Annotated in this window: 22 protein-coding genes; 16 read left to right on the top strand and 6 right to left on the bottom strand. The window is 50.0% G+C overall.

What is annotated here, in order from left to right:
• The first annotated feature begins 8 nt into the window (after positions 1-8).
• The 10 genes from ACOQPM_RS11970 (at position 9) to ACOQPM_RS12015 (ending at position 13,030) form a co-directional block, all read left to right on the top strand.
• Positions 9-2,159 carry a cytochrome c oxidase subunit I gene (locus tag ACOQPM_RS11970; protein ID WP_420629495.1) on the top strand — a complete coding sequence of 717 codons (2,151 nt, stop codon included), beginning with the start codon at positions 9-11 and terminating at the stop codon, positions 2,157-2,159.
• Positions 2,160-2,308: 149 nt separating this feature from the next.
• Complete coding sequence (locus tag ACOQPM_RS11975) at positions 2,309-2,527, top strand: cytochrome C oxidase subunit IV family protein (RefSeq protein ID WP_420629496.1); 219 nt, start codon at positions 2,309-2,311, stop codon at positions 2,525-2,527.
• On the top strand, positions 2,527-3,174 hold the full coding sequence (locus ACOQPM_RS11980; RefSeq protein ID WP_420629497.1) for a cytochrome c oxidase subunit 3: 648 nt from the start codon (positions 2,527-2,529) through the stop codon (positions 3,172-3,174). Before ACOQPM_RS11975 ends, ACOQPM_RS11980 begins: the two co-directional genes overlap by 1 nt.
• A 56-nt stretch (positions 3,175-3,230) precedes the next feature.
• Complete coding sequence (locus ACOQPM_RS11985; RefSeq protein ID WP_420629498.1) at positions 3,231-4,178, top strand: cytochrome c oxidase assembly protein; 948 nt, start codon at positions 3,231-3,233, stop codon at positions 4,176-4,178.
• A 27-nt stretch (positions 4,179-4,205) separates the two neighbouring features.
• On the top strand, positions 4,206-4,958 hold the full coding sequence (locus tag ACOQPM_RS11990) for an SURF1 family protein (RefSeq protein ID WP_420629499.1): 753 nt from the start codon (positions 4,206-4,208) through the stop codon (positions 4,956-4,958).
• Between the two features lie 23 nt (positions 4,959-4,981).
• The gene (locus ACOQPM_RS11995; RefSeq protein ID WP_420629500.1) at positions 4,982-5,542 is read left to right on the top strand and encodes a hypothetical protein; all 561 of its coding nucleotides are present in this window, start codon (positions 4,982-4,984) and stop codon (positions 5,540-5,542) included.
• 98 nt (positions 5,543-5,640) lie between these two features.
• Positions 5,641-7,959: a transglutaminase domain-containing protein gene (locus ACOQPM_RS12000; protein WP_420629501.1), complete on the top strand. Its 2,319-nt coding sequence runs from the start codon at positions 5,641-5,643 to the stop codon at positions 7,957-7,959.
• 89 nt (positions 7,960-8,048) lie between these two features.
• Positions 8,049-10,196 carry a DNA helicase RecQ gene (gene recQ, locus ACOQPM_RS12005; protein WP_420629502.1) on the top strand — a complete coding sequence of 716 codons (2,148 nt, stop codon included), beginning with the start codon at positions 8,049-8,051 and terminating at the stop codon, positions 10,194-10,196.
• Positions 10,197-10,392: 196 nt separating this feature from the next.
• Positions 10,393-11,385 carry an SH3 domain-containing protein gene (locus ACOQPM_RS12010; RefSeq protein WP_420629503.1) on the top strand — a complete coding sequence of 331 codons (993 nt, stop codon included), beginning with the start codon at positions 10,393-10,395 and terminating at the stop codon, positions 11,383-11,385.
• A gap of 148 nt (positions 11,386-11,533) precedes the next feature.
• Positions 11,534-13,030, top strand: a complete 1,497-nt coding sequence (locus tag ACOQPM_RS12015; protein ID WP_420629504.1) for a glucoamylase family protein — start codon at positions 11,534-11,536, stop codon at positions 13,028-13,030.
• 126 nt (positions 13,031-13,156) lie between these two features.
• On the opposite strand, the gene ACOQPM_RS12020 is transcribed toward ACOQPM_RS12015, so the two are convergent.
• From ACOQPM_RS12020 to ACOQPM_RS12035, 4 genes are all read right to left on the bottom strand, one after another.
• A complete protein-coding gene (locus ACOQPM_RS12020; protein WP_420629505.1) occupies positions 13,157-14,326 on the bottom strand; it encodes a galactokinase in 1,170 nt (389 codons plus the stop codon).
• A gap of 73 nt (positions 14,327-14,399) precedes the next feature.
• The gene (locus tag ACOQPM_RS12025) at positions 14,400-15,422 is read right to left on the bottom strand and encodes a DUF368 domain-containing protein (protein WP_420629506.1); all 1,023 of its coding nucleotides are present in this window, start codon (positions 15,420-15,422) and stop codon (positions 14,400-14,402) included.
• A 290-nt stretch (positions 15,423-15,712) separates the two neighbouring features.
• Positions 15,713-16,861 carry an acyl-CoA dehydrogenase family protein gene (locus ACOQPM_RS12030; protein ID WP_420629507.1) on the bottom strand — a complete coding sequence of 383 codons (1,149 nt, stop codon included), beginning with the start codon at positions 16,859-16,861 and terminating at the stop codon, positions 15,713-15,715.
• A 153-nt stretch (positions 16,862-17,014) separates the two neighbouring features.
• On the bottom strand, positions 17,015-17,662 hold the full coding sequence (locus tag ACOQPM_RS12035) for a PRC-barrel domain-containing protein (protein ID WP_420629508.1): 648 nt from the start codon (positions 17,660-17,662) through the stop codon (positions 17,015-17,017).
• Positions 17,663-18,077: 415 nt separating this feature from the next.
• Between ACOQPM_RS12035 and ACOQPM_RS12040 the strand changes: the two genes are divergently transcribed.
• From ACOQPM_RS12040 to ACOQPM_RS12065, 6 genes are all read left to right on the top strand, one after another.
• On the top strand, positions 18,078-18,434 hold the full coding sequence (locus tag ACOQPM_RS12040; protein WP_420629509.1) for a toxin-antitoxin system HicB family antitoxin: 357 nt from the start codon (positions 18,078-18,080) through the stop codon (positions 18,432-18,434).
• Positions 18,435-18,451: 17 nt separating this feature from the next.
• On the top strand, positions 18,452-18,898 hold the full coding sequence (gene merB / locus ACOQPM_RS12045; protein ID WP_420629510.1) for an organomercurial lyase: 447 nt from the start codon (positions 18,452-18,454) through the stop codon (positions 18,896-18,898).
• 60 nt (positions 18,899-18,958) lie between these two features.
• Positions 18,959-19,117, top strand: a complete 159-nt coding sequence (locus ACOQPM_RS12050; RefSeq protein WP_420629511.1) for a hypothetical protein — start codon at positions 18,959-18,961, stop codon at positions 19,115-19,117.
• A gap of 124 nt (positions 19,118-19,241) precedes the next feature.
• Positions 19,242-20,096 (top strand): type II restriction endonuclease, encoded by an 855-nt coding sequence (locus ACOQPM_RS12055; RefSeq protein WP_420629512.1) that lies wholly within the window; start codon positions 19,242-19,244, stop codon positions 20,094-20,096.
• Positions 20,093-21,007: a Dam family site-specific DNA-(adenine-N6)-methyltransferase gene (locus ACOQPM_RS12060; protein WP_420629513.1), complete on the top strand. Its 915-nt coding sequence runs from the start codon at positions 20,093-20,095 to the stop codon at positions 21,005-21,007. The genes ACOQPM_RS12055 and ACOQPM_RS12060 overlap by 4 nt, the downstream gene beginning before the upstream one ends.
• A gap of 42 nt (positions 21,008-21,049) precedes the next feature.
• Positions 21,050-23,170, top strand: a complete 2,121-nt coding sequence (locus tag ACOQPM_RS12065) for an acetate--CoA ligase family protein (protein ID WP_420629514.1) — start codon at positions 21,050-21,052, stop codon at positions 23,168-23,170.
• A gap of 3 nt (positions 23,171-23,173) precedes the next feature.
• Here the strand turns inward: ACOQPM_RS12065 and ACOQPM_RS12070 are convergent, their stop codons facing one another.
• A complete protein-coding gene (locus ACOQPM_RS12070; protein ID WP_420629515.1) occupies positions 23,174-24,457 on the bottom strand; it encodes a HEPN domain-containing protein in 1,284 nt (427 codons plus the stop codon).
• 57 nt (positions 24,458-24,514) lie between these two features.
• The gene (locus tag ACOQPM_RS12075) at positions 24,515-25,039 is read right to left on the bottom strand and encodes a GNAT family N-acetyltransferase (protein WP_420629516.1); all 525 of its coding nucleotides are present in this window, start codon (positions 25,037-25,039) and stop codon (positions 24,515-24,517) included.
• Positions 25,040-25,045 lie beyond the last annotated feature (6 nt).

A 25,045-nucleotide genomic window follows, 5' to 3' on the forward strand; every position in this document is an offset into this window, starting at 1 on the left:
AAAAATCTATGACTACGTTACTAAAAATTGTTCGTTCAAGATTTGCCTTTGCGATAGTCGCAGCTCTGTTTGGCGGCGTGGTTGGCCTAGTGCTGGCCGCATTGGTGCAGGCAATATTCACTTTAGAACCAATCGCTGCCTTTGTGAAGTTTATGCTGGGATTTTTGTTGATTCCAGCCTCTGCGCTTGATACCGCTTACCCAATTGTTATCAATGTTATCGCTGTCTTGATCATCATTGGCCACGTTGTCGTTGGTTTTGGTAGCGGTTTAGGCATGTTCCAAAATACACGGCTAGGCCGCTTCCTCTACTACTCATCTGAAACCTCCGTCGTGTGGGGATTGATTGGTCAAGCTATCTCCTTTGTTGCGGGCAATGCCTTTATCAACCTGTTCCGCATATTGGGTGGTGCCCAATGGGACTGGATGAACGAAGGCGCTGTTGTCTTCGGAGCCATCATCAGCATTATTGGCTCACTGTTGGGTGCTGGCGTACTTACTGACTGGCTGTTGTGGATTGGCGGGCATAAAACCCCGCTACGCCACGGCACACCAGAAGGCAAGCCAGAATGGTTCCGTTACTTCGGCGTTGATGTTAACCACAAGGTAATTGGCATTCAGTATGGCGTTACCAGCCTCTTTGTGTTGTTTGTGGGTGGTATTTTTGCCATCATCTTCCGGCTTGAGCTTTCTCAACCGGGGATGCAATTTTTGAACTTTGACCAATACAATACTCTTTTTAGTGCCCACGGCATTGTCATGATCGTCAGCATCCTGTTGGGTGTTGGAGCCATGAGCAATTACCTTGTGCCGTTGATGATTGGTGCTTCCGATATGGCTTTTCCGCGCTTGAATGCCTTTAGCTTCTGGATTGGCGTTCCCTCAATCGTTCTTGTTCTAGCGGGTATGGCGGTTGGCGGTTGGGATACTGGTTGGGTAGCCTACGCGCCACTTTCGTTGCGGGCTCCTCTTGGCGTACAGCTTTTCTTGCTGGGCTTTTACATGAATGGCTTCTCTTCTATTGCTAGCGCTATCAACATCATCGTTTCTACGTTTACCATGCGGGCCAAAGGCATGTCGCTGTTCCGAATGCCAATTTTTGTGTGGGGCGCTTTGGCTGCAGCCATTATTCAGTTTACCGCTACGCAAACAGTCGGTGTTGCTTTAAGTATGACAATTGCCGAACGAACATTGGGTTTCACATTTTTCGACCCGGCAAATGGTGGTGATCCCCTCTTGTACCAGCATCTGTTTTGGTTTTATTCGCACCCGGTTGTATATGTATTTGTTTTGCCTGGTTTGGGCATTATTAGTGAATTGCTACCCGTCTTTTCACGGAAGCCGCTATTTGGCTACCGTTGGATTGCGCTTTCCAGTTTAGGCATTGCGTTGGTGGGCTTTTTGGTTTGGGCACACCATATGTTTGTGGCGGGCATGAGTGATACGCTGCGTATCGTTTTTATGATTTCCACCATGTTTGTCGCTATTCCAACAGGCGTTAAGTTTTTCAGTTGGGTAGCCACAATTTGGGAAGGGAAGCTCTCGTTTGAAACGCCTATGCTTTTTGTGCTTGGTGCCATATCTGTATTTTTGATTGGCGGCGTAACGGGGCCAATTTTGGGAACAATCCCCACTGATATGCACTTGCACGATAGTTATTGGGTAGTCGGTCATTTCCATGCTACCATGTTTGGTGGCTTTATCTTTCCTTTCTGTGCTGCACTTTATTATTGGTATCCAAAGATTACCGGGCATATGTACAAAGAATCTTTGGGTAGGCTCCATTTTTGGTTGATGGTGCCTGGTTTTTGGGTGATGAGTTTTGGCCAAATGAGCATTGGGATTTTGGGCATGAACCGTCGTTATGCCGATTATGAACCGGGTTTAGGCATTGGCAATACCCAAATTTTAATTACCTTAACGGCCTTGGTAATTGGCTGGTCGTTGCTGATTATGGTTTATAATTTTATTGCGAGTGCCCGTACGGAACCCGTGGCAGACACGAACCCGTGGCGTTCGCGTTCACCAGAATGGCAAACGCCAACGCCGATTCCAGAATTCAACTACGATGTTCCGTTTGAAGTTGTGGGCGAACCGTATGACTATGGGTTAGCCTCGGCGGATTATTTGAATATGACGCCAGCTCATACTGGAGACTAGTGTTCCGTACTAGTACAGTCCGGCGAAAATCCTTATCAGGTTATTATGTTGAGTGCGCCGGACTGTTTAAGTATTGCGCCTCATTCGAAACCTGATACGAGTCTTTGGAGCGCAATACTAGAGGGTCAAGTTTGGAAACTTGACCTCAAGTGGAGAAGATTATTGTGACTGACGCAAAGAAAGCTGCACAGCGCACAGGGTTTTATGTTTTTCTGGCGTTGCTGGTTTTAACTATTGTTGAATCCATTGTGGGTGGATTGGAAACACCGATTACGGTCTTGCTGCTGATTATTGCTTTGGTGAAGGCCGCTTTGATTGTTTACTTTTTTATGCACGTATATCGTTTATGGCGTGAGGAGAGTCATTGATGAGTTCAGCAACTGCAGAAACGCATCATGATGATGGTCATGCTCACAGCCACGAGTTGCCCTGGCCCCAACAGCTTCGGGCAAACCGGATGGGGCTCTGGCTGTTTTGCATCTCGGAAATTTTTCTGTTTTTAGCACTGCTGGCGGCTCGTTTTTACCTGTGGGGTGGCGAACGGCCGGAATTGAGCCAGGGGCTGGGTTTAATTACCACAACAGTGCTGTTGGTGAGCAGTTATTTTGTGTTCCGTGGTGAAACAGCGATGGAGCATGGTGACCGGAAGACGTTTTTGAGCAGCTTTATGGTTGCGGCCGTTTTGGGATTTATCTTCTTCATCGGCGTGGTTGTGATGGAGTGGAATATCTTTGGCCTGGAGCTGGAGCTCTTTGGCATTGAATGGTTTGGTCACCTGAAGCCCACCGATGGTGTGTTTGGCGGTGTCTTTTTTGCCATGACGGGTATGCACGCCCTGCATGTGTTGAGCGGCTTGGTGCTGATCTTGTTTGTGTGGAACCTGGGCCGCAAGGGACATTTTTCAGCAGAGAAGCATTGGGGCGTTGAGGCTTGCGCCATTTATTGGCATTACGTAGACGTGGTGTGGGTCTTTTTCTACCCAGCGCTGTATTTGATTGGTACGGCCGTTCACTAACAGTATTCAGTAAGCAGTGTTCAGTAAACAGTTTGCTGGGCACAAGTGAGAAAAAAATGGATCCCATTACGAAAGCAATTTTGCTCTCCTGGGATTGGAAGATTGAAGTGATTATCGTCCTGGCTTTGGCCGGGACGCTTTATTCTAGGGGGTGGTGGCTGCTGCGCCAGCGGGCTGGTGGGTCGATGCGTCGTTATCGGCGGACGGGGCGATCGCGCTGGCGGCTGGCAGTAACTTGGCGACTGGTGGCTTACTGGGGCGGGCTAATTTCTGCAGCATTGGCTTTGCTTTCACCAATTGATGCTTTGGGGCAGCAGCTCTTTTTTATGCACATGATTCAACATCTGCTGCTGATCATGGTTGCGCCACCGCTGCTGCTGATTGCCAACCCAATGCCATTTGTGCTGTGGGGGTTGCCAACTGGATTGCGCCGCAGGGTTGGGGGCTGGTTTAGCCAGGCGTTGCATCGGGAATCTGGTTTTCGGCGATGGTTGCGGACGTTAACCCAGCCGGGCATTGTGTGGATGGTGTGGGTGATTTCCCTCATTGGCTGGCATGATCCGGGCATGTACAATGCCGCCTTGCGCTATGAATGGGTGCATGATGTGGAGCATCTGACCTTTTTTATTGCCAGCGTGCTGCTGTGGTGGCATCTAACGGGTGCTGGGCCGCGTGTGCATAAGCAGTTTGGTTTGCTAGGGCGTATTGGTTTGGTGATTTCGGTGGTTCCGCCAAACATGATCACGGGCATTGTGCTTTCGTTTGCCGAGCAGGGTTACTATTCCTACTATGAAAATGTGCCGCGCCTGTGGGGTTTTGATGTGTTGATGGATCAGCAGTTGGGTGGCCTGATTATGTGGGTGCCGGGGAGCATGATGTATATTGTGGCGGCGTTGATTTTGATCGGCCGTTATTTGAGCCAGGAAGATCGCAAGCCGCCATTGCCAAAGTCGGAATGGGCTTCGCAAGAGGTGGCAGGTGCGCCTGGTTTGGAACGGTCTTAAGGCTGGTGGGGAAGCGTTGAGCCAAGCATGGATTTGATCAAAAAATTATTTAGCCGCCGCTGGGTGGGCGGCACGATATTGGTTTTTGTTGCCATTGGTTTGTTTGTGCGCTTGGGTATCTGGCAGCTAGACAGATTAGAACAGCGACGCGCCGAAAATGCGGTGTTGCAGGTGGTGCTGGATTCGCCGCCGCTGGATTTAGCAGAGCCGCTGCCAGATGCACCAGAAGCTTTGGAAAATCGGCTGGCAACGGTGACGGGACGGTATGATTTTGCCCATGAGTGGGTGCTTTTGCTGCAAACGTGGCAGGGGCGACCAGGCGTGCAGTTGGTGACGCCGTTGATGATTGAGGGTAGTGAAACGGCCGTTCTCGTCAACCGAGGGTGGGTACCGCAAGCAGATTATGATGAAGGTGCATTCGACCAATATCGGGTGGAAAGTGGCGTGGTTCAGATTGAGGGTTATTTGGCACTGAGTCAGCCAAGCCGGGGAGAGGGCAATGAGGCGGCCGGGAGCGAACTGTATCGTATAGAAATTCCAGCCATCCAGGCTGCGCTGCCGTATGAATTGTTGCCTGTTTTCCTGGTGGAATCACCCGGCGAAGACGTTGAACTTAATCCGCCGCTGCGGGCAGCACGCGAGGTGGATTTATCGGAAGGGCCGCATTTGGGCTATGCCGTGCAGTGGTTTATTTTTAGCCTACTCACAGGTGGACTTTACCTGGTTTTTGTGCGGCGTTCAGAGCGGGAACGGCCGTCCTCCCCAAAAAACGAATCATGATTACAAAATTTATGAGGATTGCGGTGAGAAAATGGCAATGGCGTTTGTTGATAACGCTGCTGCTTTGCCTGTTGCCACTTAGCCAGTTGCTGGCTCACGGGGGCGGTGAGCTTAAAGCGGGCAATGTACCAGTTGGTTTCTACCTGGTTTCTGTTTGGGTTAATCCGCCGACGGTGCAGGCTGGGCAGGTGATTCACGTAACCGTGGGCATTGCTGATGAAAGCACAGGAGAACCCGTGTTGGATAGTTCGGTGGATGTGCTGATTGTGGATGAAGCGGGAGAGGTGGTGGTATGGGCTGTTGCCACGACTGAGCAATCTGTCAATCGGCTATTTTACGAAGCAGATTTGGTGCCTGTTATAACCGGCATTTACGAAATGCACGTCGTTGTGACGGGGAGCGGAGGCGCAGGAGATATTAACTTTCCGCTAGAGGTTGTGCCTCGTGCGATTTTGCCCTGGGTGGCAGGTATTGTTGCTGGTGCAGTCGTAATTGGTTTGATTGTGCGTAGCTGGCGGCAGGGGGCTTCAAGAGAGAGGGGGCGTGGGGGAACGGCCGTACCACGAAGACATCCTGTAGATTAAGCGTCAATGAAGCGTTGGTTGTTTAGGTGACATTTCGGTGACAACCATTTATAATCCCCGATGAGAAGAAGCAATAAAAAATCGCCAGGGATGTTAAGATGCAAATACGACCACGATTACAAGAAGGATGGTCCACCCTCCTGTTACTTTGGGCCATGATCCTCGTTTCTGCCATGGCCATTGCCCGTGCGGATCTCATTTTTGGTCTGCACGTCATTCCAATGGTTGGCTCCATTGCTTTGTTGGCAGGCCTCCTGCTGGCTAAGAGCCAATTTTCCCCGAATCGCGCCCATTTGTTTTCATTTGTATATGGTTTGTTTGTCGTCTTTGTCATGGTTGGCACCGTAGACACCTTTGCCACTATGCCGTGGCGAGACCGCATCCTTGATCCAGAAAATGGCATCGTGATGCGCCAAATAATTTGGCTGCAAAAGCTAATTGATGGCGGCACCAGCCGCGATGGGCTGATTTTTGTGTTCCAGACCTCTATTATTTACTGGTTGCTGGGGTATACGGCCGCTTGGTACACCTTCCGTAAGCCCCGTGTTTGGTGGGCTGTGGTGCCAACCGGATTGGTACTGCTGAGTGTGGTTTATTACTACGCTGGGCCACGGCCATTGCAAATGTATCTGGCAGTATATATGTTGCTAGCACTCTTGTTTGTGGCTCGTACCTACTTGGTAGAGCAGGAAAAAGGATGGTTGTCTGGAGCCGTGCGGTATGAAAAGCGCATCTGGTTTAACTTTGTTCGCGCTGGTTTCATTGCCTCGCTATTGGCGCTCATTTTTGCCTGGGGGTTGCCACCGCTTTCTGCCAGTGCAACGGTAGGGGATGCGCTCAACGGAGCCAGAGGGCCGTGGCGTGAGTTTCAGGATAACTGGACGCGCATGTTTTCTGCGCTCCGTTCCTACGGCACCACGGTGAGCGACCCATACCAGGACATATTGGTGCTGGGCGGCCCAAGAACGGTGGGGAATACGGCCGTTATGGACATTTTTGTTCCCCAGGAACTGCCTTACGTTTACTGGCAGGCCAAAGTGTACCATGCGTATGAAGACGGGGGCTGGCAAAGTATCGAAGAGCCATATACTGAATATTTGCCTGAGGACGGCGCGATTGATTTGCCCCTTACCGATGATCGTGAACTGATAACCCAAACCGTCGTTACCTACCTGCCCAATTCCAGCTTAATTTACGGCGCCCCCGATATTGTCAATGTGGATCGGCCAATCAACGTATATGCCAGCCCAGATGGCAGAGGCAAGCAACTGGTAAGCCAGGTACGTGCTAAATATGTTTTGCAGTTGGGTGATGAATACCAAGTAATTTCTCGCCTCTCGTTGGCCGATGCCGCCAGCCTGCGAGCTGCTTCCACCAATTACCCGGATTGGGTTACGGAAACGTACCTGCAACTGCCAGAAAGCCTCACACCAGAAACGCTGGCTTTGGCAGAAGAGCTAACTGCGCCGTTCGATACTCCCTTTGATAAAGCGATTGCCGTTCGAGATTATTTGCGGGACAACATCTCTTATAACGATCAAATTCAGGCGACACCGCAGGGTATAGACCCCGTGCATTACACTTTATTTGTTAGTCAGGAGGCCTATTGCAACTATTACGCCTCGGCAATGGCGCTGATGCTGCGCTCGCAGGGTGTGCCATCGCGGGTGGTCAGTGGCTATGCCCAGGGTAGCTTTGATGAAGAAACCAGCTCTTACCGGGTGCAGGCTAGCAATGCCCATACCTGGGTAGAAGTCTATTTTCCAAGTTATGGCTGGATACAGTTTGAGCCAACCGCGTCTATTCCTGCTTGGGATCGGCCAGAGGAGGTTGATAACAGCGGCGGCGGGGATGCGTTTAGCCAATTTTCCGCACAATCGTTTTTGGACCGCGAGGAGCTGCTGGAAGAGTTTTTAGAGCCAGAAATTCCTTTTACGGACGAGCTATCGCCAGATGATTTGCAGGCTGATGCGCCTCTGCCCACTGTAGAACCTTCATTTTGGGATACGTTCCCGGTGTGGCAAGCAGTGGGAGCAACATTGGTACTGTTGGTTGCTGTGGTGCTTTCGGTATCTGCCAATGAAATGAATAAGCGCGTTGAGGGAGATGTAGACCGGAGCTTTAGCCGGTTGCGAAGCTGGTCTGGCTGGCTGGGATTGTCTACGCGGGAAACCAATACGCCATATGAGCAAGCTGAAATTTTGGCAACGGCCGTTCCCAAAGGCAAAGAACCCATTCGCACCCTAACCAGACAGTTCGTCCTCAAGCAGTTCAGTGCCGCCAAAGAGTTTGATTTTGGCTTTAACCCGCGCCTGGAATGGAAAAAACTGCGCCCGGTACTCATAAAGCAAACGCTGGCCAAGAAGCTGCAAAACTTCCGTAATCGCTTCTCCCGCCAGCAAGACGATAAAACATAAGAGATTGGAGACTGGAGATTAGATCGCTCGTAATCCCCAGTCTCTAATCTCCCTTTCCCCATCGCCAATTTTCGCCTAAAATAGCTGGCATGATCCAGTCCAAACTCAAACAAATATTCGGCTACGACAGCTTCCGCCCATTGCAGGAAGAAATTATTCAAAACGTGCTGCGTAAGCAGGATTCGCTGGTGGTGATGCCTACCGGCAGCGGCAAATCGCTATGTTACCAGCTACCTGCACTGGAGTTCCCAGGGTTGACAGTCGTGGTTTCGCCACTGATTTCGTTGATGGAAGACCAGGTGATGCAACTACAGGCATTGGGGGTAACGGCCGTTTTCCTCAACTCTACTCTCGATCATCATGGCTACGACTGGGTTGCCGACCAACTGCTGGCTGGCTCCGCCAAGCTGCTCTACGCTGCGCCAGAAACGCTTGTGCAGCCGCGCACGCTGGAGCTGCTAGCCAAATGCCGCGTGGATTGCCTCACCATTGACGAAGCCCACTGCATCTCTGAATGGGGCCACGATTTTCGGCCGGAGTACCGTCAATTGGTGGCCTTGCGCCGCCGCTTTCCCGATGCGGTTTGCCTGGCCGTCACCGCTACCGCCACCCAACGGGTGCGGGAAGACATTAAAACCAGCCTGGAGATTCCGTCGGCGCATGAGTTTGTAGCCAGCTTTAACCGCGAAAACCTGATGCTGGCCGTCGAGCCGAAAACAGACGGCCTGGCCCAAACCATTCACTTTTTGCAGGCACATCCCGACGAATCCGGCATTATTTATTGCAACACGCGCAAGCAGGTGGACTTTTTGGCGGGTGAGCTGGCGCGGCGCGGCTGGTCGGTGCTGCCCTACCACGCCGGTTTGGACGACGTCACCCGTCGCCAAAACCAGCAGCAGTTCATCCGTGACGACGTGCCGATTATGGTGGCAACCATCGCCTTTGGCATGGGCATCAACAAGTCCAACGTGCGCTTCATCTTGCATTATGATTTGCCTAAAAATTTAGAGAGCTACTACCAGCAAATTGGCCGGGCCGGGCGGGATGGCCTGCCGTCGGACTGCTTGCTGCTATTTAGCTATGCCGACGTGCAGACGATCAACTACTTCATCAGCCAGCAGGAGCCTAGCCAGCAGCAAGGGGCGCGGGCGCGGCTGGAAGCGATGCTGGGGTTTGTGGAAGGGAATGATTGTCGGAGACGGCCGTTGCTCAACTACTTCGGCGAGTCATACCAAACCGAAAATTGTGAAACCTGCGACAACTGCACTACCGAGGTAGGCGATCTGGTGGATTTGACTATCCCGGCGCAAAAATTCCTCTCCTGCGTTAAGCGCACCGGGGAACTGTTTGGCATCAACCACATCATTGATGTGCTGCGCGGGTCGCGGAGCCAAAAGGTGTTGCAGCGCGGGCACGATAAGCTATCTACCTACAACATCGGCCTGGAGTTTAGCAAGAAGGAGTGGCAATATTTGGCGCGGCAGTTTGTGCAGCAGGGGCTAATGACGCAGGATATGGAGTTTGGCAGCCTGAAGCTGACGCCCAAGGCGTACGCCGCCTTCAAAGGGGAACCCGTGCGCGGCACGTTGCCAGACAAGCCGCAGGCCGCGCCCTCGGCTACCGATTATGCCAATTACGATCAGGCTTTGTTCCAGCAGCTGCGCCAAAAGCGCAAAGCCCTCGCCGATGCGGCGGGGGTACCGCCTTACGTCATCTTCTCAGACCGGACATTGGTGGAGATGGCGACGTACTTCCCGCAATCGCGCACCAGTTTTGGTACTTTGTACGGCGTGGGTGAGGCGAAGCTGAACAACTTTGCCGATGAGTTTTTACCTGTGGTTCAGGCGTATTGCGCGGAAAATGGGATCGAGGAAGTGCAGAAGTCGGTGCCGACCCGTGTTTCCAAAAGCAGCAGCACACCGGGTGGTCGGACGCTAGAGGTGCTGAATTTGTTTAATAACGGCCGTTCCCTTCCAGAACTGTGCCAGCAGTACAACGTCAAGCGCAGCACCATTGTCGGGCACCTGTGGGAAGCGGTGCAGGCTGGCGAAACGGTGCGGGAAAGCAACCTGCTCGAACATTCAACCCTCACGCCTGACCAGCAGCAGCAAGCCCTCGCCGCCTTCGCCAAGCACGGTACCGACTACCTGCGCCCCGTCTACCTCGCCCTCAACGAAACCGTCGATTACGAAGAGCTCCACCTCCTGCGCCTCCACTTCGTTAGCCAATCAGCATAACAGAACAGAACATTGATAGACCTTCATTCTCTGTCGATTGGGCTAATTGGGGTTCACTATTCTCGTCCCCGTAGGGGAAAAGCAAATTGTTACATCTTGAATTTTGCCTAATTGTACAAGAAAGATTATAGTCTTTTAGGTTGAGTCGGTTTGCGTGTTAGGTATATTTGCTCATCAAGTAAAAGGAGGGTTGAATATGCGTGCTGCTATATTTAATTATGTAAAGGAGCATTCGATTGTTGCTTCCATTATCGGTGCCCTCGCTCTTATTGTTACTGCCCTTATAGCTTATAACGCAACGTTAGAATCCATTCGCATTTCGGCAACTGCAACAAAACAGGCAGAAATATCTGGAACAAGTTTAGCAATTAATGTTCACGAGACAGTCAATGCAATTCCGCCAGAAGTTGTTGAGATCGATGTTACCCGATTAGTCCCCACAATAGAAGAAGTGGAAGTTACACGGGAAGTAGAAATTATACGAGAAGTAGAAGTTACGCGACTTGTAGAGACTGAGCTCGAAGTCACAAGACTCATCACTGTTGAAGTTACTGTGCAGGGGGATCCCCCTCCCACCGTTGATCCACCGGAACCTCAAAATCCAATAGTGAAGGTAAACGCTACAGCCAATATTCGGTCAGGGCCAGGAATAAATTATCCAGTGGTGGCAACTGCTAGTGATGGTGATGAGTTTGAAATTATAGGAAAAATTTGTGATAGTAGTTGGTGGCAAATATCTCTCACAGACGACCAACTCGGTTGGATTCATAATAGCGTTGTAGATGCTTCCAATCTATCGGAGGACATACCGTGTATAACGCCAGACCCGCCGCCGATAACTATACAAATCACGAATCCAAGCAATGGGTCTACTGTTGACATGAACACGAATGTTACCTTCAACGTGGTAGGTGAAATACCTGTTGGATATCGCCCTATTATCTTAGTGCATCCTTTGCTTATCCCGCCGGAAAGCGTTACATACCCTTACTACCCACATTGGCAACCCGATTCAGTAGGTTTGGGCGGATGGATCGAACCTACTGAAATTGGTGGCCCTTCCGATTCTGGTAGACAATTTGAAATCTATGTTCTCATAGTCAGTGAAAATAATATAAGTAACGCAACTGAATTAACCAATCTGCTCCCAAGCCTTGTAAGGTCTGTTGTTACAGTTACACGTCGGTGATATGTGAACATGCACAGTTTGCTATCCTTGGTCAAGGATTCAAATCGACTAAAGGTAGCTATTTTGAGGAGATATGGTGTCTACGGGTTTCTCTAAGCAACTACCAAGTCCTTATGCTAAAGTGACTAATCCATGGTTGATACTCATCATGTTATTGTTTGTGTGCTTAGGTTGCCGACAGCAAAGTTATAGCCAAGATGGTATTGATCTACAATTTACATCTACCAATGTAAATACTCCAGAATTACTACCAACATCTACCTTACGACCAGCTTCAGCGGAGAGCAACATTCCCAACTTTCCAGAGATACCAGAAAATACGGATATTCCCAATATTGAGCCGACAGTTACAACACCACAGGCACCCGTTGCTGAAAACGGTGATGCAAGTGAAGTTGATGAGGCGAAGAACTTAGATATTGATCCTACAGAGCAATTGCTAGAAGACATAGCACAACGCGCATTTGATTTCTTCTGGCAAGAAACGAACCCCGATAACGGTCTAATTAAGGATCGGGCAAATAACTTTAGCACAGATAGTTATGACGTTTCTAGTATTGCGGCGATTGGTTTTGGTCTTACGTCTCTATGTGTTGCGAAAGAGCATGGCTGGATTACAGAAAATGATGCTTATGATCGCGCTCATACGACACTTCTTACCTTTGCTAATGATGTCGAAAATGTCAATGGGTGGTTTTATCACTTTTTGGATATGGAAACTGGTCAACGCGTTTGGGAATCTGAAGCCTCCAGCATCGATACCGCCCTTTTTTTGGCAGGTGCACTAAGTGTGGCTCAATGCTTTCCAGGCACGGAGGTTGAGGTATTAGCTAATATAATTTATGAGCGTGTTGACTTTATGTGGATGCTGACAGATGGCGGTTCACTGCCTGATGAGCAGCTATTAGGACACGGCTGGAAACCTGAGACTGGATTCCTCCCATACCGTTGGGATCAGTACAGTGAGCATATGATACTTTACATCCTTGCTCTCGGTTCTCCCACGCACCCGATTCCCAGCAGTAGTTGGGAAGCATGGGAACGGCAAATTGGCACATATGCTGGTTACACAACCTTTGCTCAAGGCCCTCTTTTCACGCACCAATTTAGTCATGTATGGATTGATTTTCGCAACATGAGAGACAGTCTTCGATATGATTATTTTGAAAGCTCGGTAAACGCAACACTCGCTAATCGTCAATTTGCAATAGACAATATAGATGCGTGCGAAACTTATGACGAAAATGTTTGGGGTTTGACGGCCAGCGATGGGCCGGATGGGTATATGGCTTATGGGGCTCCTCCAGGAACCATTGTCCACGATTGTACAATTGCCCCTTCAGCTTCTGCCAGTTCCATTGTCTTTACCCCAGAACTTTCAATTGCTGCACTTGAAACAATGTATGAACTTTATGAAGATGAGATTTGGGGACGCTATGGCTTCAGTGATGCTTTTAATGTAGATAGAGCGTGGTGGGATACAGATATTATTGGTATAGATCAGGGAAACACCTTGCTCATGATTGAAAATTACCGCAATAATGGATTCGTTTGGCAAACCTTTATGTCACACCCAGCGGTTAGGTTGGGTTTGCAGAAGGCAGGGTTTACATATTCTATCTATCTTCCTCTCGTTGAAAATTGATTCGCGGCATTGAGAGAGTTTAGATGGCTTTATAAAGCGCGGGGAGTGGTGCGTCAGATACGGCCGTATTTCATCGCTTCCAATTTACCAGTGCGAAGAGTTTAGTTCAGTATCGGGTAGCACAAATTATGAGGCATCCGATGCCGATTCAGAACCTGCGCCGTTGGTGAATTTGGTGATAAGGCTGGGGGGCGTACGGCCGTATTCTCCCACAAAAACCTTATTCAACGCTTCAATAACCTGTGGCACCGCCTCATCCTCAACCAAAACCTGTAGAAATCCACCGCTGCCCAATTTTGCCCCGACGCAGCCGAGCGTGGCCCAGGCGGTGGCCGCTAGCAAGTCGAGGGCAGGATTGCTGCATTCGTAATTGTCGCGGGCGCTAAGATGGGATTGGCGCAGGAGGCGACCTAGCGCAGCGAGATCGCCATCTCGCAGGGCGGTGGCGGCGGCCTGCACGCGAGCGCATTCGCCGACGACGTGGCTGGCACGACGGCGCAGCGTCTCTGGCAGGTGGTGGCCGAGCAGCTCCAGTTCATCAGAACTTACGTCGCGCAGGGTTTTGATGTGGGGGAGGTGTGGTTGCAGAACGGCCGTTGCTTCCGCACATTCCCGCGCTCTTTGTTGCCAAACGGCCGTTTGCCCCCGCTCACCTGAATCTACCAACACGAGCGACACGTTTGGCGGCAAGGGGAGCAATTCATGGGTGAAGGTACGGCCGTCTACAAAAATCAGTTGGTTGGCGTGGCTGGCGGCACAGACGAATGGTGTGAGCAAGCCAGCCTGTGCTCCGACATAATCAGCTTCTGTTTTTTGCGCCAAATGCGCTCGGCTGAGGGTATCTAGTTCAAATCCAGCCAACGCTTCCCAAGCGCGGATGAAAGCAAGCGTAACCGCTGTTGACGAACCCAGCCCTGCACCCTGCGGCAAATCACTCACGAGCACAGCGTCCATCCCCACCAACGCCTGCCTTGCTTTTTGCAGTGCCCAGGCTGCGCCCATCGGGTAGTTGATCCAGTTGCCGCCCACGCTGGAGGCAAATAGTTCAAGGTGGGGGAGTTGGAAAGCGGCCGTTTCGCCAAAATTCAGCGCATGTACAGTTACTCGGTTATCGGTTGTTGGGGCAGCAGCCAGCCACACAGCCGCTTCAATTGCTCCACCCAATGCCCAACCTTCGCTTGGTTCCAATTCGCCACCCAGCAGCTTCACTACCCCCGGCGCACGCACGATCATGCTGGGGTTTCTCTCCACTAGCTCACGAAAAATATGCTGCACCTGCTCAACTTTTGTTGACATAAATAAAATGCGATCCAGCTTTCCTTGTCAATTTTAAATCGCTCTTTTTTGTGGGCAAATTGTGTGAAGTTGACTACGAGGTTTTTTCCATGCGTGTTGCCAAACGATCAATGAAGAGGATAACACCGATACCTATGAGTGCCAGCACGACGGCGAAAGTAAATTCGGTGAGTCCCGCGCTGCTGCCTAAGTCTGGCAGCACGTTGGCCTGCTCGATAACAATTTCATGGCCGTCGCTGTCTAGCACAAAGTTACCCGCCGCATCACGCAGCCAGTCCAAATCCATCTTCCATGGCCAGATTTTGCGTAGACTGCCCACCATCAGGCCAATCAGCAGGGCAACGGTGAGGTCATGGTATCGTTTGAATAGCCAACTGAGGATTTGAGCGAAGCTTACCAGCCCTAGCACCGCCCCAATGCCAACGAAGATCAGCGGAACGGCCGCATTCATGTCGCCGCCTCGTGCATCATTAACCGCCCCCAGAACGAACTGATACTTACCCAACAAAACCAGCAAAAATGCGCCGGATACGCCTGGCAAAATGAGGGCGCAGCTAGCTACCGCGCCGCTAAGAATGAGGAACCACCAAGCATCTGGCGTTTGTACAGGGACGAGCCCCACCAACAAATAAGCTCCCAAAGCACCAATGAGCAGCAAACCAAATAGCACAGGCTTCCATTGTTTGACGCGCTTGCTCACGACCAGTACCGAGGCCAGAACCAGTCCAAAGAAGAAGCTCCACAGGTAAACGGGCTGGTTTACCAACAGGCTTTCTAGTGCGCTAGAAAGGGCGAGGATGGCGATGAGAATGCCAATGGCGATGGAAAGTAGAAATTCCCAATTGAGAATTTGAAATACATCTTTGATGCGGAATTTGAGCACGGCCTGGATAAAGTTGGGACGGCCGATTGTGCGGATAGAGTCAATCAGCTCTTCGTAGATACCGAGGATGAAGGCCATCGTGCCACCGGAGACGCCCGGCACGATGTCTGATGCGCCCATGCAGATGCCCCGGGCAACAATGCCCAGATATTGGGGAATGGTGCGGCGTTTTTTGGTGGAAACGGCCGTTTCTTGCGATGTCGTATTTTGCATAAAGTTCTCTTTACAGTTGTGAATTTTAATCAAACAAAGCCGGAATTATAGCACAGTCGTTGCGGGCTACGAGTTGACCCATAAACTGCCTGAAAAAGAGGAGAGCTCCGGGGGAGGGGGGCCCGGAGCTCTTGATAAAAGGAGAAAAAGTTGTGTGTCCTTGCGTGCTTTGTATTATACGGATCGCCCCTTTACCGTAAATGGGACAATCGCACTAGGACATTGGTAACCAGTAATCAGTGAACGGTAAGCCATAAACCGATTACCGATTACGGATAACCGAATACCGACTACTTGCGGAATAGTTCGCGGACGATGATTTCCCGCTGAATTTGGCTGGTGCCTTCGTAGATTTGGTAAATCTTGGCGTCGCGCATCAGCTTCTCGACGGGATATTCCGACATGTAGCCGTAGCCGCCAAAGATCTGCACGGCATCGGTGGCAATCTTCATCGCTTTGTCGGCAGCGTATGCCTTGCCAAAGGCGGAGTAAAGCGTGTTGCTCACACCCTCGTCCACCGCCCAGGCAGATTTCCAGACGAGCAGACGGGCAGCCTCCACTTCCATTGCCATATCGGCAATCATGTGACCGATGACCTGGTGCTTCCAGATGGGCTGGCCCTTCACCACGCGCTCTTTAGCATAGCGAATTGATTCATCAAGCGCACGTTGGGCGACGCCCACAGCCCCAGCAGACGTGGGCGGGCGGCTGCGGTCGAACACTTTCATAGCGATGAGGAACCCTTTTCCTTCTTCACCCAGCAGGTGCGTGGCGGGTACTCTTACGTTGTCGAAGATGAGTTCAGCCGTGTCGGAGGCGTGCTGCCCCATTTTGTTGAATGGTTTGCCCACGCTCACGCCTTCCCAGTCGCGGTCAACGACGAAGCAACTCATGCCATTATACCGTTGCTCGATGTCTGTGTAGGCAAAAACGGTGAAGAAATTAGCGACAGTGGCTCCGGTGATAAATGTTTTGGAGCCATTCATGATGTAATGGTCGCCCTCTTTACGAGCTGTGGTTTTGATACCTGCTACGTCAGAACCGGCCTCTGGCTCGGTGAGGCCATAGCTGGCCATCTGCCCATCGGCCAAACGGCCGCAATACTCTTGTTTTTGCGCTTCATTGCCGGCAATGAGGACGGGGAGAATTGCTAGGCCGTTGACGCCCATCGCGGTACTCATGCCAGAGCAGCCCCAGGCAAGTTCTTCTGAAACCATGCACTCTTCAAACAAGCTGAGGCCGAGGCCACCATATTCTTCTGGCACGTTGAGGGTAGTAAAACCAAGCTCCTGGGCCTTTTTGATGACGGGCCAGGGATATTCGTGGGATAGGTCGTAATGTTCGGCCGCGGGTGCCATTTCGTTGCGGGCGAAATCGCGGGCGAGCTGTCGGATCATCTTTTGTTCATCATTGAGGGCGAAGTGGACTGTGTTGCTCATAGGTTAGCTCCTTTTGTGAAAATGAAAGCGCCCGGGCCAAGAAATTTTCAGCCACGGATTGCGCGGATTTAAGACTTCAAAAGTCTTGGTTATGTCGTGTTGATCGATTAGACAATAAGACTTTTGAAGTCTGCATGGCAAAATCTGAGTTATTTATTCGGAAGCTTCTTCCTCGGTTTCTGATTCTGCTTCTGCCTCTTCAGGTGCGGGTTCGTCGGCTGGTTCAGCGATAATCTCAATTTCTTCGGGTTCTTCAGATAGAGGGGCAGGAACGGGGTCAGCGGGGGCTTTTTCCTCAACCGCGCCGGGATTCTCGGCTTTGGTTAGGTCAACGGTCATCACGCCATCATCGCCGCCTGTGTCAATAACGGCCGTTCGCGGAATCGTCCCATTTTTCTCGATGGGGCCTTCTACATAAACACGGGAGAGCGCAAAGCCAGTGATATTGCCTTGTTCGCCCAGAATGATGTCGCCGATGTTGGCCACTTTGGTGCCGCCGGGGGTATCAATCTCGCGCTTGTTGAGCTTGCTCAGACGTACCCAGGACACCGTTTCTGGCATCTCGTTTTCTTCCCCCACAACGTCGCTGTTGCGTACCAAAATGGCATCAATGCCAAAGACGACGACATCGCCACGATTGATGAGGAAATGTTTCCGCTTGATGAGCCCCTCCGAGCCAAGATAGATACCGGTGACGTCAGTAAGCTCGCTGTTCATGTAAATATCTTTGGCGTTGCCGAGAGAACGGCCGTCTGTGATGCTAATGATCTGTTTGCCGACTAAATCTTTGCCTAAACGCATGGTTTTGCCCCTTTCTTTGAGTTTTCAGGTATTCAGGTGTGCAAGTTTGCCAATGGGCGAGGTTTTATTTGCCACTTGCAAACTTTTATGACGCATTGCGTCTTAAGAGATTATAGTGCGAGACGGGAGTTAGGTAAAGTGGGGATTTGATCTTGCACTGTGCTACTGCATTTAGTATCATTTCTTCGTAGGCAAAGCAAACGAAATTCTAAGCAAAATGCAAAATAATCCGCGAGATTGGCAGATAGATAGCCTGAAAACCGTTGCACGAGCCAATGAGATTGAATGACGGCAGCGCGGTACCAGCCATGTGGTTTTTATTCGCTCAGACGGGCAAACCTTGCCTGTGCCTGCTCGTCGCCCGATGAAGCCTATTTATGTCAAAAAGTTTATTGAGTTTGTGTTGGAATAAATTATGAGAGACTTAAAACAGTATCCATTTGAAATTCAAATTTTATCAGAAGAAGATGGCGGCGGTTATCTTATTTCTTTTCCAGACTTTTCTGAGTGCATTTCTGACGGTGACACTATTGAAGAAGCCATTCAGAATGGACTGGATGCGCTGGAAGAGACGATTGCTGCTTTGGAAAGCATGAAGTTACCTGTGCCGGAACCAGGGAGTGGCGGCAGCTACAGTGGAAAATTTGTGCAGCGTGTCCCTAAAAGCCTACATGCTCGTCTGGTGGCCCGTGCCAAGCAGGAAGGCGTTAGCATGAATACCCTGGTAAATACTTTTCTGGCCGAAAGTCTGGGCAAGAAAGAGCCTGCCTGATTACTGGCCGGGTTTCCATGATTTCTGACCTTGATCTGGCTGTACGAACGTTTGTTTACCAACATTTTGTGCAAACTGCCCGCCCGCCATCGGTGGCGGAAACGGCCGTTCATCTCAACCTGCCCCCAAACGACATCGAAAAAAGCTACCAACGCCTGCACGACAACCACTTTTTCTTTCTGGAACCGGGCACGCTTTCTATTCGGATGGCAAACCCATTCTCGGCAATTCCCACAAAATTCAAGGTACATATTGGCAAGATAACTTACTGGGCAAACTGCGCCTGGGATATGCTGGGGATACCCGCCGCAATGCAGCAAGATGCGACAATGACAGCAATTTATGAAGATTCGGGGGAAATAAGCAAATTCACTGTGAAAAATGGGCAGCTTCAACCCGGCGAGGGCGTTATTCACTTCCCGCTGCCGGTGAAGCAATGGTACGACGATTTGATTTTGACTTGAGCAACCATACTGCTCTTCCGGTCGGAAGTGAGCATTGCAGCGTGGTGCCAACGCCGCAAGATGCCTTTTGGTCAACTGCTCACTCTGCCGCAAGTTTGGCATTTATCGCAGCTTTGGTACGCAGATCGTTTATCGCCACAGTTTAACGGCCGTTCAGCAGCGGAAGTTGGGGCGATTTTCAAGCAGGTGGGTTTAACTAGCTCATTTTGGGATTTATGACCAGCCAAGCGTAAAAATGGGCTTTGGTTTGGTGCGGGAACGGCCGTTTCCAAGAAAAATCACTGTCATTTGTATGTGGTAAAATTCCTCCAACTTACTTTCACAAACAAAATTATTTCAAATCATGAATCCAAAAGAATACAAAATTGAGTCCGAAGAACAGCTAAAAAAGTTCGTTGAGAGTTTACAAGTTTATGTAAGCACAGATGATGGACAATGGACTGTGAAGGGGTTCATAGACGTTTTTCAAAACGTGTATACGATTTCCTCCGACACAAAAATTGTCTCAAAGATTTTGGAAATCCATTTGTTCCCCAAAATCTTGGACTTCGCCAAACAATACGGTTGCAAGATCGTGTTGGCTGAGCATCAAAATTATTACCCCGACATCTCATTGGTAAAAGCTGAGAATGAAAAAATCAAGTTTGTGGTAGATTTTAAGACAACATACCGTTTGCCACATAAACCCTATCTTTGTAACGGTTTCACACTTGGCTCACATGGTAAATACTTTGAAGATCGAAGTAGCACCAAGAATATACAGTTTCCTTACGGTTCGTATACTGGTCATTTTTGTTTAGGTATTATTTATAACCGCGTTGATAATGCCACGATTGATGAAACCCGATCATATGATCTAAGCGAACTCCAGTCGATCACTTCTGTTATTCAAGACTTCCAATTTTTTGTCGCAGAGAAATGGCGCATTGCCAGTGACAAAAGCGGTAGTGGCAACACCGCAAATATCGGTAGCATCAATAACATTGAGGATATCATCAATGGGAGCGGAATGTTCTCGAAATTGGGTGAAGAATGGTTTGATGATTACTGGATGAACTACCGCAAAATCACGGTTCCCGATGGCAAAGGAGGAACCCAGAAAATATCAAACCTCAAGGATTTTGTTAGTTATCGCAGGGGAGACACTTCTCTAATTGTTCCAAAACGTAATCGAGTACCTAAGGGAGACAGCCAATGAAAGTACGGGTGCCACCCATTAAATCACAAGGCATTAAAACGAAATTAGTGCCTTGGATAAATAGCGTCATTCCTAATGATTTTGACGGCGTGTGGATTGAGCCATTTATGGGTACAGGTGTGGTTGGATTTAATGTTGCAACACAACATGCTTTGATGTGTGATATAAACCCTCACCTAATTAAATTTTATACGGCTATTTCTGAAAAAAGAATAACCCCTGGAATTGTACGGCAATACTTAAATGAAGAAGGATCAAAATTACTTGAGGTTGGCGAGTCGCATTATTATGCGATTCGCAATAGATTTAACAAATATCATGAGCCCTTAGATTTTTTGTTTTTAAGTCGAGCAGGTTTTAATGGGATGATTCGGTTTAATCGCAAAGGAGAATTTAACATTCCTTTTTGCCGCAAGCCTAATCGTTTTGCTCCAGCTTACGTTACCAAAATTGTGAACCAAGTTGCTTCTGTCTCAAAATTGCTGAGAATGAAGGATTTTACCTTCAACTGTCAGGGTTTTGAAGAAACAATAAGTATGGCAACTGCATCAGATATTATTTACTGTGACCCGCCATATATTGGCCGCCATGCTGATTATTACAATGGCTGGGACGAAGTACATGAGAAACGATTATTTCAAGCATTGTCGCGTACTGATGCAAAATTTATTTTGTCCACCTGGCATCACAATGATTACAGAAAGAACGAGTATATAGATTTGTTATGGAATAGATTCAACATTCTTACACGAGAGCATTTCTATCACGTCGGTGCCAGCGAAAATAATCGAAATCCTATGATTGAAGCTGTGATAACGAACTTAGACTTATCACAATACCAATATATTGATGCGCCAAAACCCGTTCAGTTGCAATTGCTTGAAGAGTCTACAGATTACGGCAACAGTTGATCATCATCTTTATATTCTCACGGTTTTTCTACAATTTATGTTATGAGTTTACCTGTTGATTCTTCACTTCTTCCCTTTTTTGAGCCGAAGGGTATTGTGCTGGTCGGTGCGTCGCGGAACCCGATGAAGCTGGGCTTTGGTTTAGCGCGGAATCTGGTGCAGAGTGGCTACGAAGGCGCGATCCATTTTGTGAATCCGGGTGGGGGGACGTTGCTGGAACGGCCGTTGTACCCCCAAATTTCCCACGTCCCCAACCCCGTTGATCTGGCCGTCCTGCTCGTACCCGCCCCCGCCATGCCCCAAGCCATCGCCGACTGTGGCGAACGCGGCATTCGGGCGGCGATTTTGGCAGCGGGTGGCTTCCGCGAAACTGGGGCGGCGGGCGCTGCGCTGGAGCAAGAATGTTTGCGCGTGGCGCAGCAGTTTGGCATCCGCCTCATCGGGCCAAACTGCATTGGTCTGCTGGACACACACCTGCCGCTGGACACCACCTTTTTGCCCCCGCCTGGCCCCACGCCGGGCGCCGTCGCCTTTATTTCCCACTCCGGCGCGATTTGTGCGGCGGTGATTGATTGGGCGCGGGGGCAGGGGTTTGGCCTGTCGCGGCTGGTCAGCTTGGGCAACCAGCTTGATGTGCAGGAGACGGATGTGCTTGCGGCCGTTGCCGCCGATCCGCACACGCGCGTGGTCACTTTGTATTTGGAAGGGGTATCAGACGGCCGTCGCTTTGTGCAGGTGGCGCAGCAGGTGTCGCGGGAGAAGCCCGCGCTGGCGCTGAAGGTGGGTCGCTTTGCCAGCGGGCAGCGTGCCGTCGCCTCGCACACCGGGGCACTGGCTGGGGAAGAATCTGCCTTCGATGCCGCCTTTGCCCGCGCGGGTGTGATGCGCGCTGAAACCAGCGAGGAGCTATTCGATTGGGCCAAAGCTCTCGCCTGGTGTCCACTGCCGCAGGGGCGACGGGTGGCGGTGCTCACCAACGCGGGTGGCCCCGGCGTCACCGCTGCCGATGCACTGGAAGCCCACAATTTAGAGCTGGCCACCGTTGCCCCTGAAACGGAAGCGGCACTGCGGAATGTCTTACCAGCCGCGGCCAGCTTCCAAAATCCGGTGGACATGCTGGCGGGCGCATCGCCGGAGCAGTACGCTACCTGCCTGCGGATTTTGCTGGAAGATGGCGGCGTGGACAGCGTCATGGTCATTCTGCCGCCGCCGCCGATGTACTCTGCCGGGGGCGTGGCCAAGGCCATGCTGCCCATCATTTACGCCACGGGCAAGCCAGTGGTGATTGCCCTCATGGGCGAGAAGATGATTCAGGAGGCGGTGGAGCATTTTCGGGCGGCCAAAGTGCCGGAATATCGCTTCCCCGAACGGGCAGCGGCGGCTTTGGCGATTTTATCGCGCCGGGCTGAATTTTTGCAGACGGCATGTACTGAACCGGAACGGCCGTCTCCTACCGCCACTGCCAAAGCCCAACAAATTTTGGCTAATTGTGATGTAGAATCGGGGACTTTTTTGCCAACGGCCGTTTGCCAAGAGCTTCTCGCCGCCTACGACATTCCCGTTCCTGGTAGCGGCCTGGCCACGACGGCAGATGAAGCGGTAGCGATTGCGCGGCAGGTGGGGCTGCCCGTTGCGCTCAAAATTGCCTCGGCAGACGTGCCGCATAAGTCGGATGTGGGTGGGGTGGTTTTGAATGTTCGCACGGAAACGGCAGTCTCCACTGCGTTTACAAAAATGATGATGGATGTGCAAACGGCGTTGCCCCATGCCAAATTAGATGGCGTTCTCATCCAGCCCATGATTCCCGACGGGCAAGAGGTGATTGTGGGCGTGGTGCGCGACCCGCAGTTTGGCCCGGTGCTGATGTTTGGCTCTGGCGGGGTGGAAGTGGAAGGATTGAAGGATGTGGCCTTTGCCCTGGCGCCGCTGACGCAAGCCGAAGCCAAATCGCTGCTGCAAAATACGTGGGCGGGGCGCAAGCTGGCAGGGTATCGCAACGTGGCGGCTGGGGACGAAACGGCCGTGCTGCAAACCATCCTCCGCCTTGGCCAACTCGCCGCCGACTGCCCCCAACTCGCCGAAATCGAGATCAACCCCCTGCGCGTGCTGCCTACCAGTGCACTCGCCCTTGATGTCCGGGCGCGGCTGGATTCAGCTTATTGAAAATTACAACCTCAACCTTTTGTTTTTAGAGACACGTTCGATGATTATTTGGCTGTCAATCTCTAACTGCCTCAAGAAGAGAATTGTTAAGAAAACTTGCATACGTTTACATGCAACAATCATTTCTTGATAACTTAGACTTTTCTTTTTGCCCTTTTCATCATAGTGAGTGAAGTAATTTCTAGTAGCAATTATTTCTGAAATCAGTGTAGCGTAGTCTGGACTTACAAGGTCTTGTAGCGATGTTTCTAGATCTGAAAAAAGATCCTCTAATCTCTCTCGAAGTGACACTTTTTTTCTGCGTGAATAATTCTTACCCTTTATTGAGCGGTGGTAACTTTCCAAAGCTTGGGCCAAAGCTAGAAACTTAAATTCAAGGTAATTGTCAGGTTTATACAAATAGCTAAAAAAGAGATCATATGCAGGTCGGGCTTCTTCAATATTTATCAACCACCTATTAAGAATTGCAGGAAAATCTGTTGCTAGCTGAGGATATGCAAGTAACATTTCCCAGCGGTAAATATCTTTACTTTTTCTTTTCTCATAAATTCGAAAAATATCGATCCGTTTCCGATTTTCGCCACCAATATCAATGTATACTTCGATTCGACGAGGAAATGTAACGCTTGTAAACGTAAATATTAAAAACCGTTCGATGTCGAAAAAGAAGCGATTAAACCAGTCCAATTCTTGTGATGCAAATGGCCTGACTACCAAAAACGCTTGGTTTTTGATGGTAAAAGATCGGTTTCTTTCCTCCGCATTATTAAAGGCAAAACTAATATTGAGAACACCTTTTCGAGAAGGCAAAGGAATATCTACTGGCTTTGGCCGCTCAAATTTGACATTGTATCCTGAAAAGAAGCCTTCAGTATTTAACAAATCGGTCTTGTACAAGCGTTCGCCATACCACTCTTCCAAATGTTCATAACTCACGGCAAATGAAGAAAATTGCAAATCACTTTTTGTATTGAAATGATGCCCAACCATTAAATATCGCGATTCAAAATGCTGGGTCTCAAATCCAGGATACCCTCGACGAGATCCCACTAGCATACAATCAATAAGAGTGAATAAGTGTCCTTCTGTAGAGATACCTAGCATTATTGTGGGATCAATTGGATTGTCGCTGTCGATCTGGTCAAATCTTCCTATTAATTCCAAAAGGATTGAATCGTGTGCGCTATAGCTTATTCGCCCAGCAACCACATCCTCTGGAAATTCAGATAGCCACCATTTCCCAATAAACTCAAAATTGTCCAATAATGAAAGGTTGATATTTTTCATAATTTGCCTGTTCTACTCCAAACCAATTTTTAACTTCTATATGCAAGCATGGGCAACTTAATTGATTAAGAATTCAGGGTGGGTCTTGACGAATCGTTGGACGGCCATGCCAAAATATTGCGTTTCTTCAGCAAATTGCATGCCCAACTTGGTTAGCACACGCTGTGAGGCGATGTTTTCTGGATGGACGATGCCCACAATGAGCGATTGATTCAACGTTTCAAAGCCGTATTGCAAACTGGCTTGTCCCGCCTCCGTGGCAAATCCGCGTCCCCAAAATTTGGGACTCACGATGAAATCAATTTCAACTTCGTCAGTTTCCGTTATGTGCTGCAAGCCGCAGCGACCGACCAGTTCGCCGGTGGCGCGTGATTCTAATGCCCAAAGTCCGTACCCTTTTACTTGCCAATGGTCGAGCAGTCGGTTGATGGAGCGCTGCACTTGCGCCACGGTGAGCGTTCGGGGGCCAGGAAAATATTTCAACACATTCTTGGTGTTAAATATTTGGTGCATGGCGGTGGTGTCTATGATGGAAAACGGCCGTAATCGCAAATTATCTGTTTCAAGCGTAGGGATTTTCATTTTGGC

Origin of the sequence: Candidatus Leptofilum sp. (assembly GCF_965223525.1) — a bacterium.
GTDB lineage: Bacteria > Chloroflexota > Anaerolineae > Promineifilales > Promineifilaceae > Leptofilum.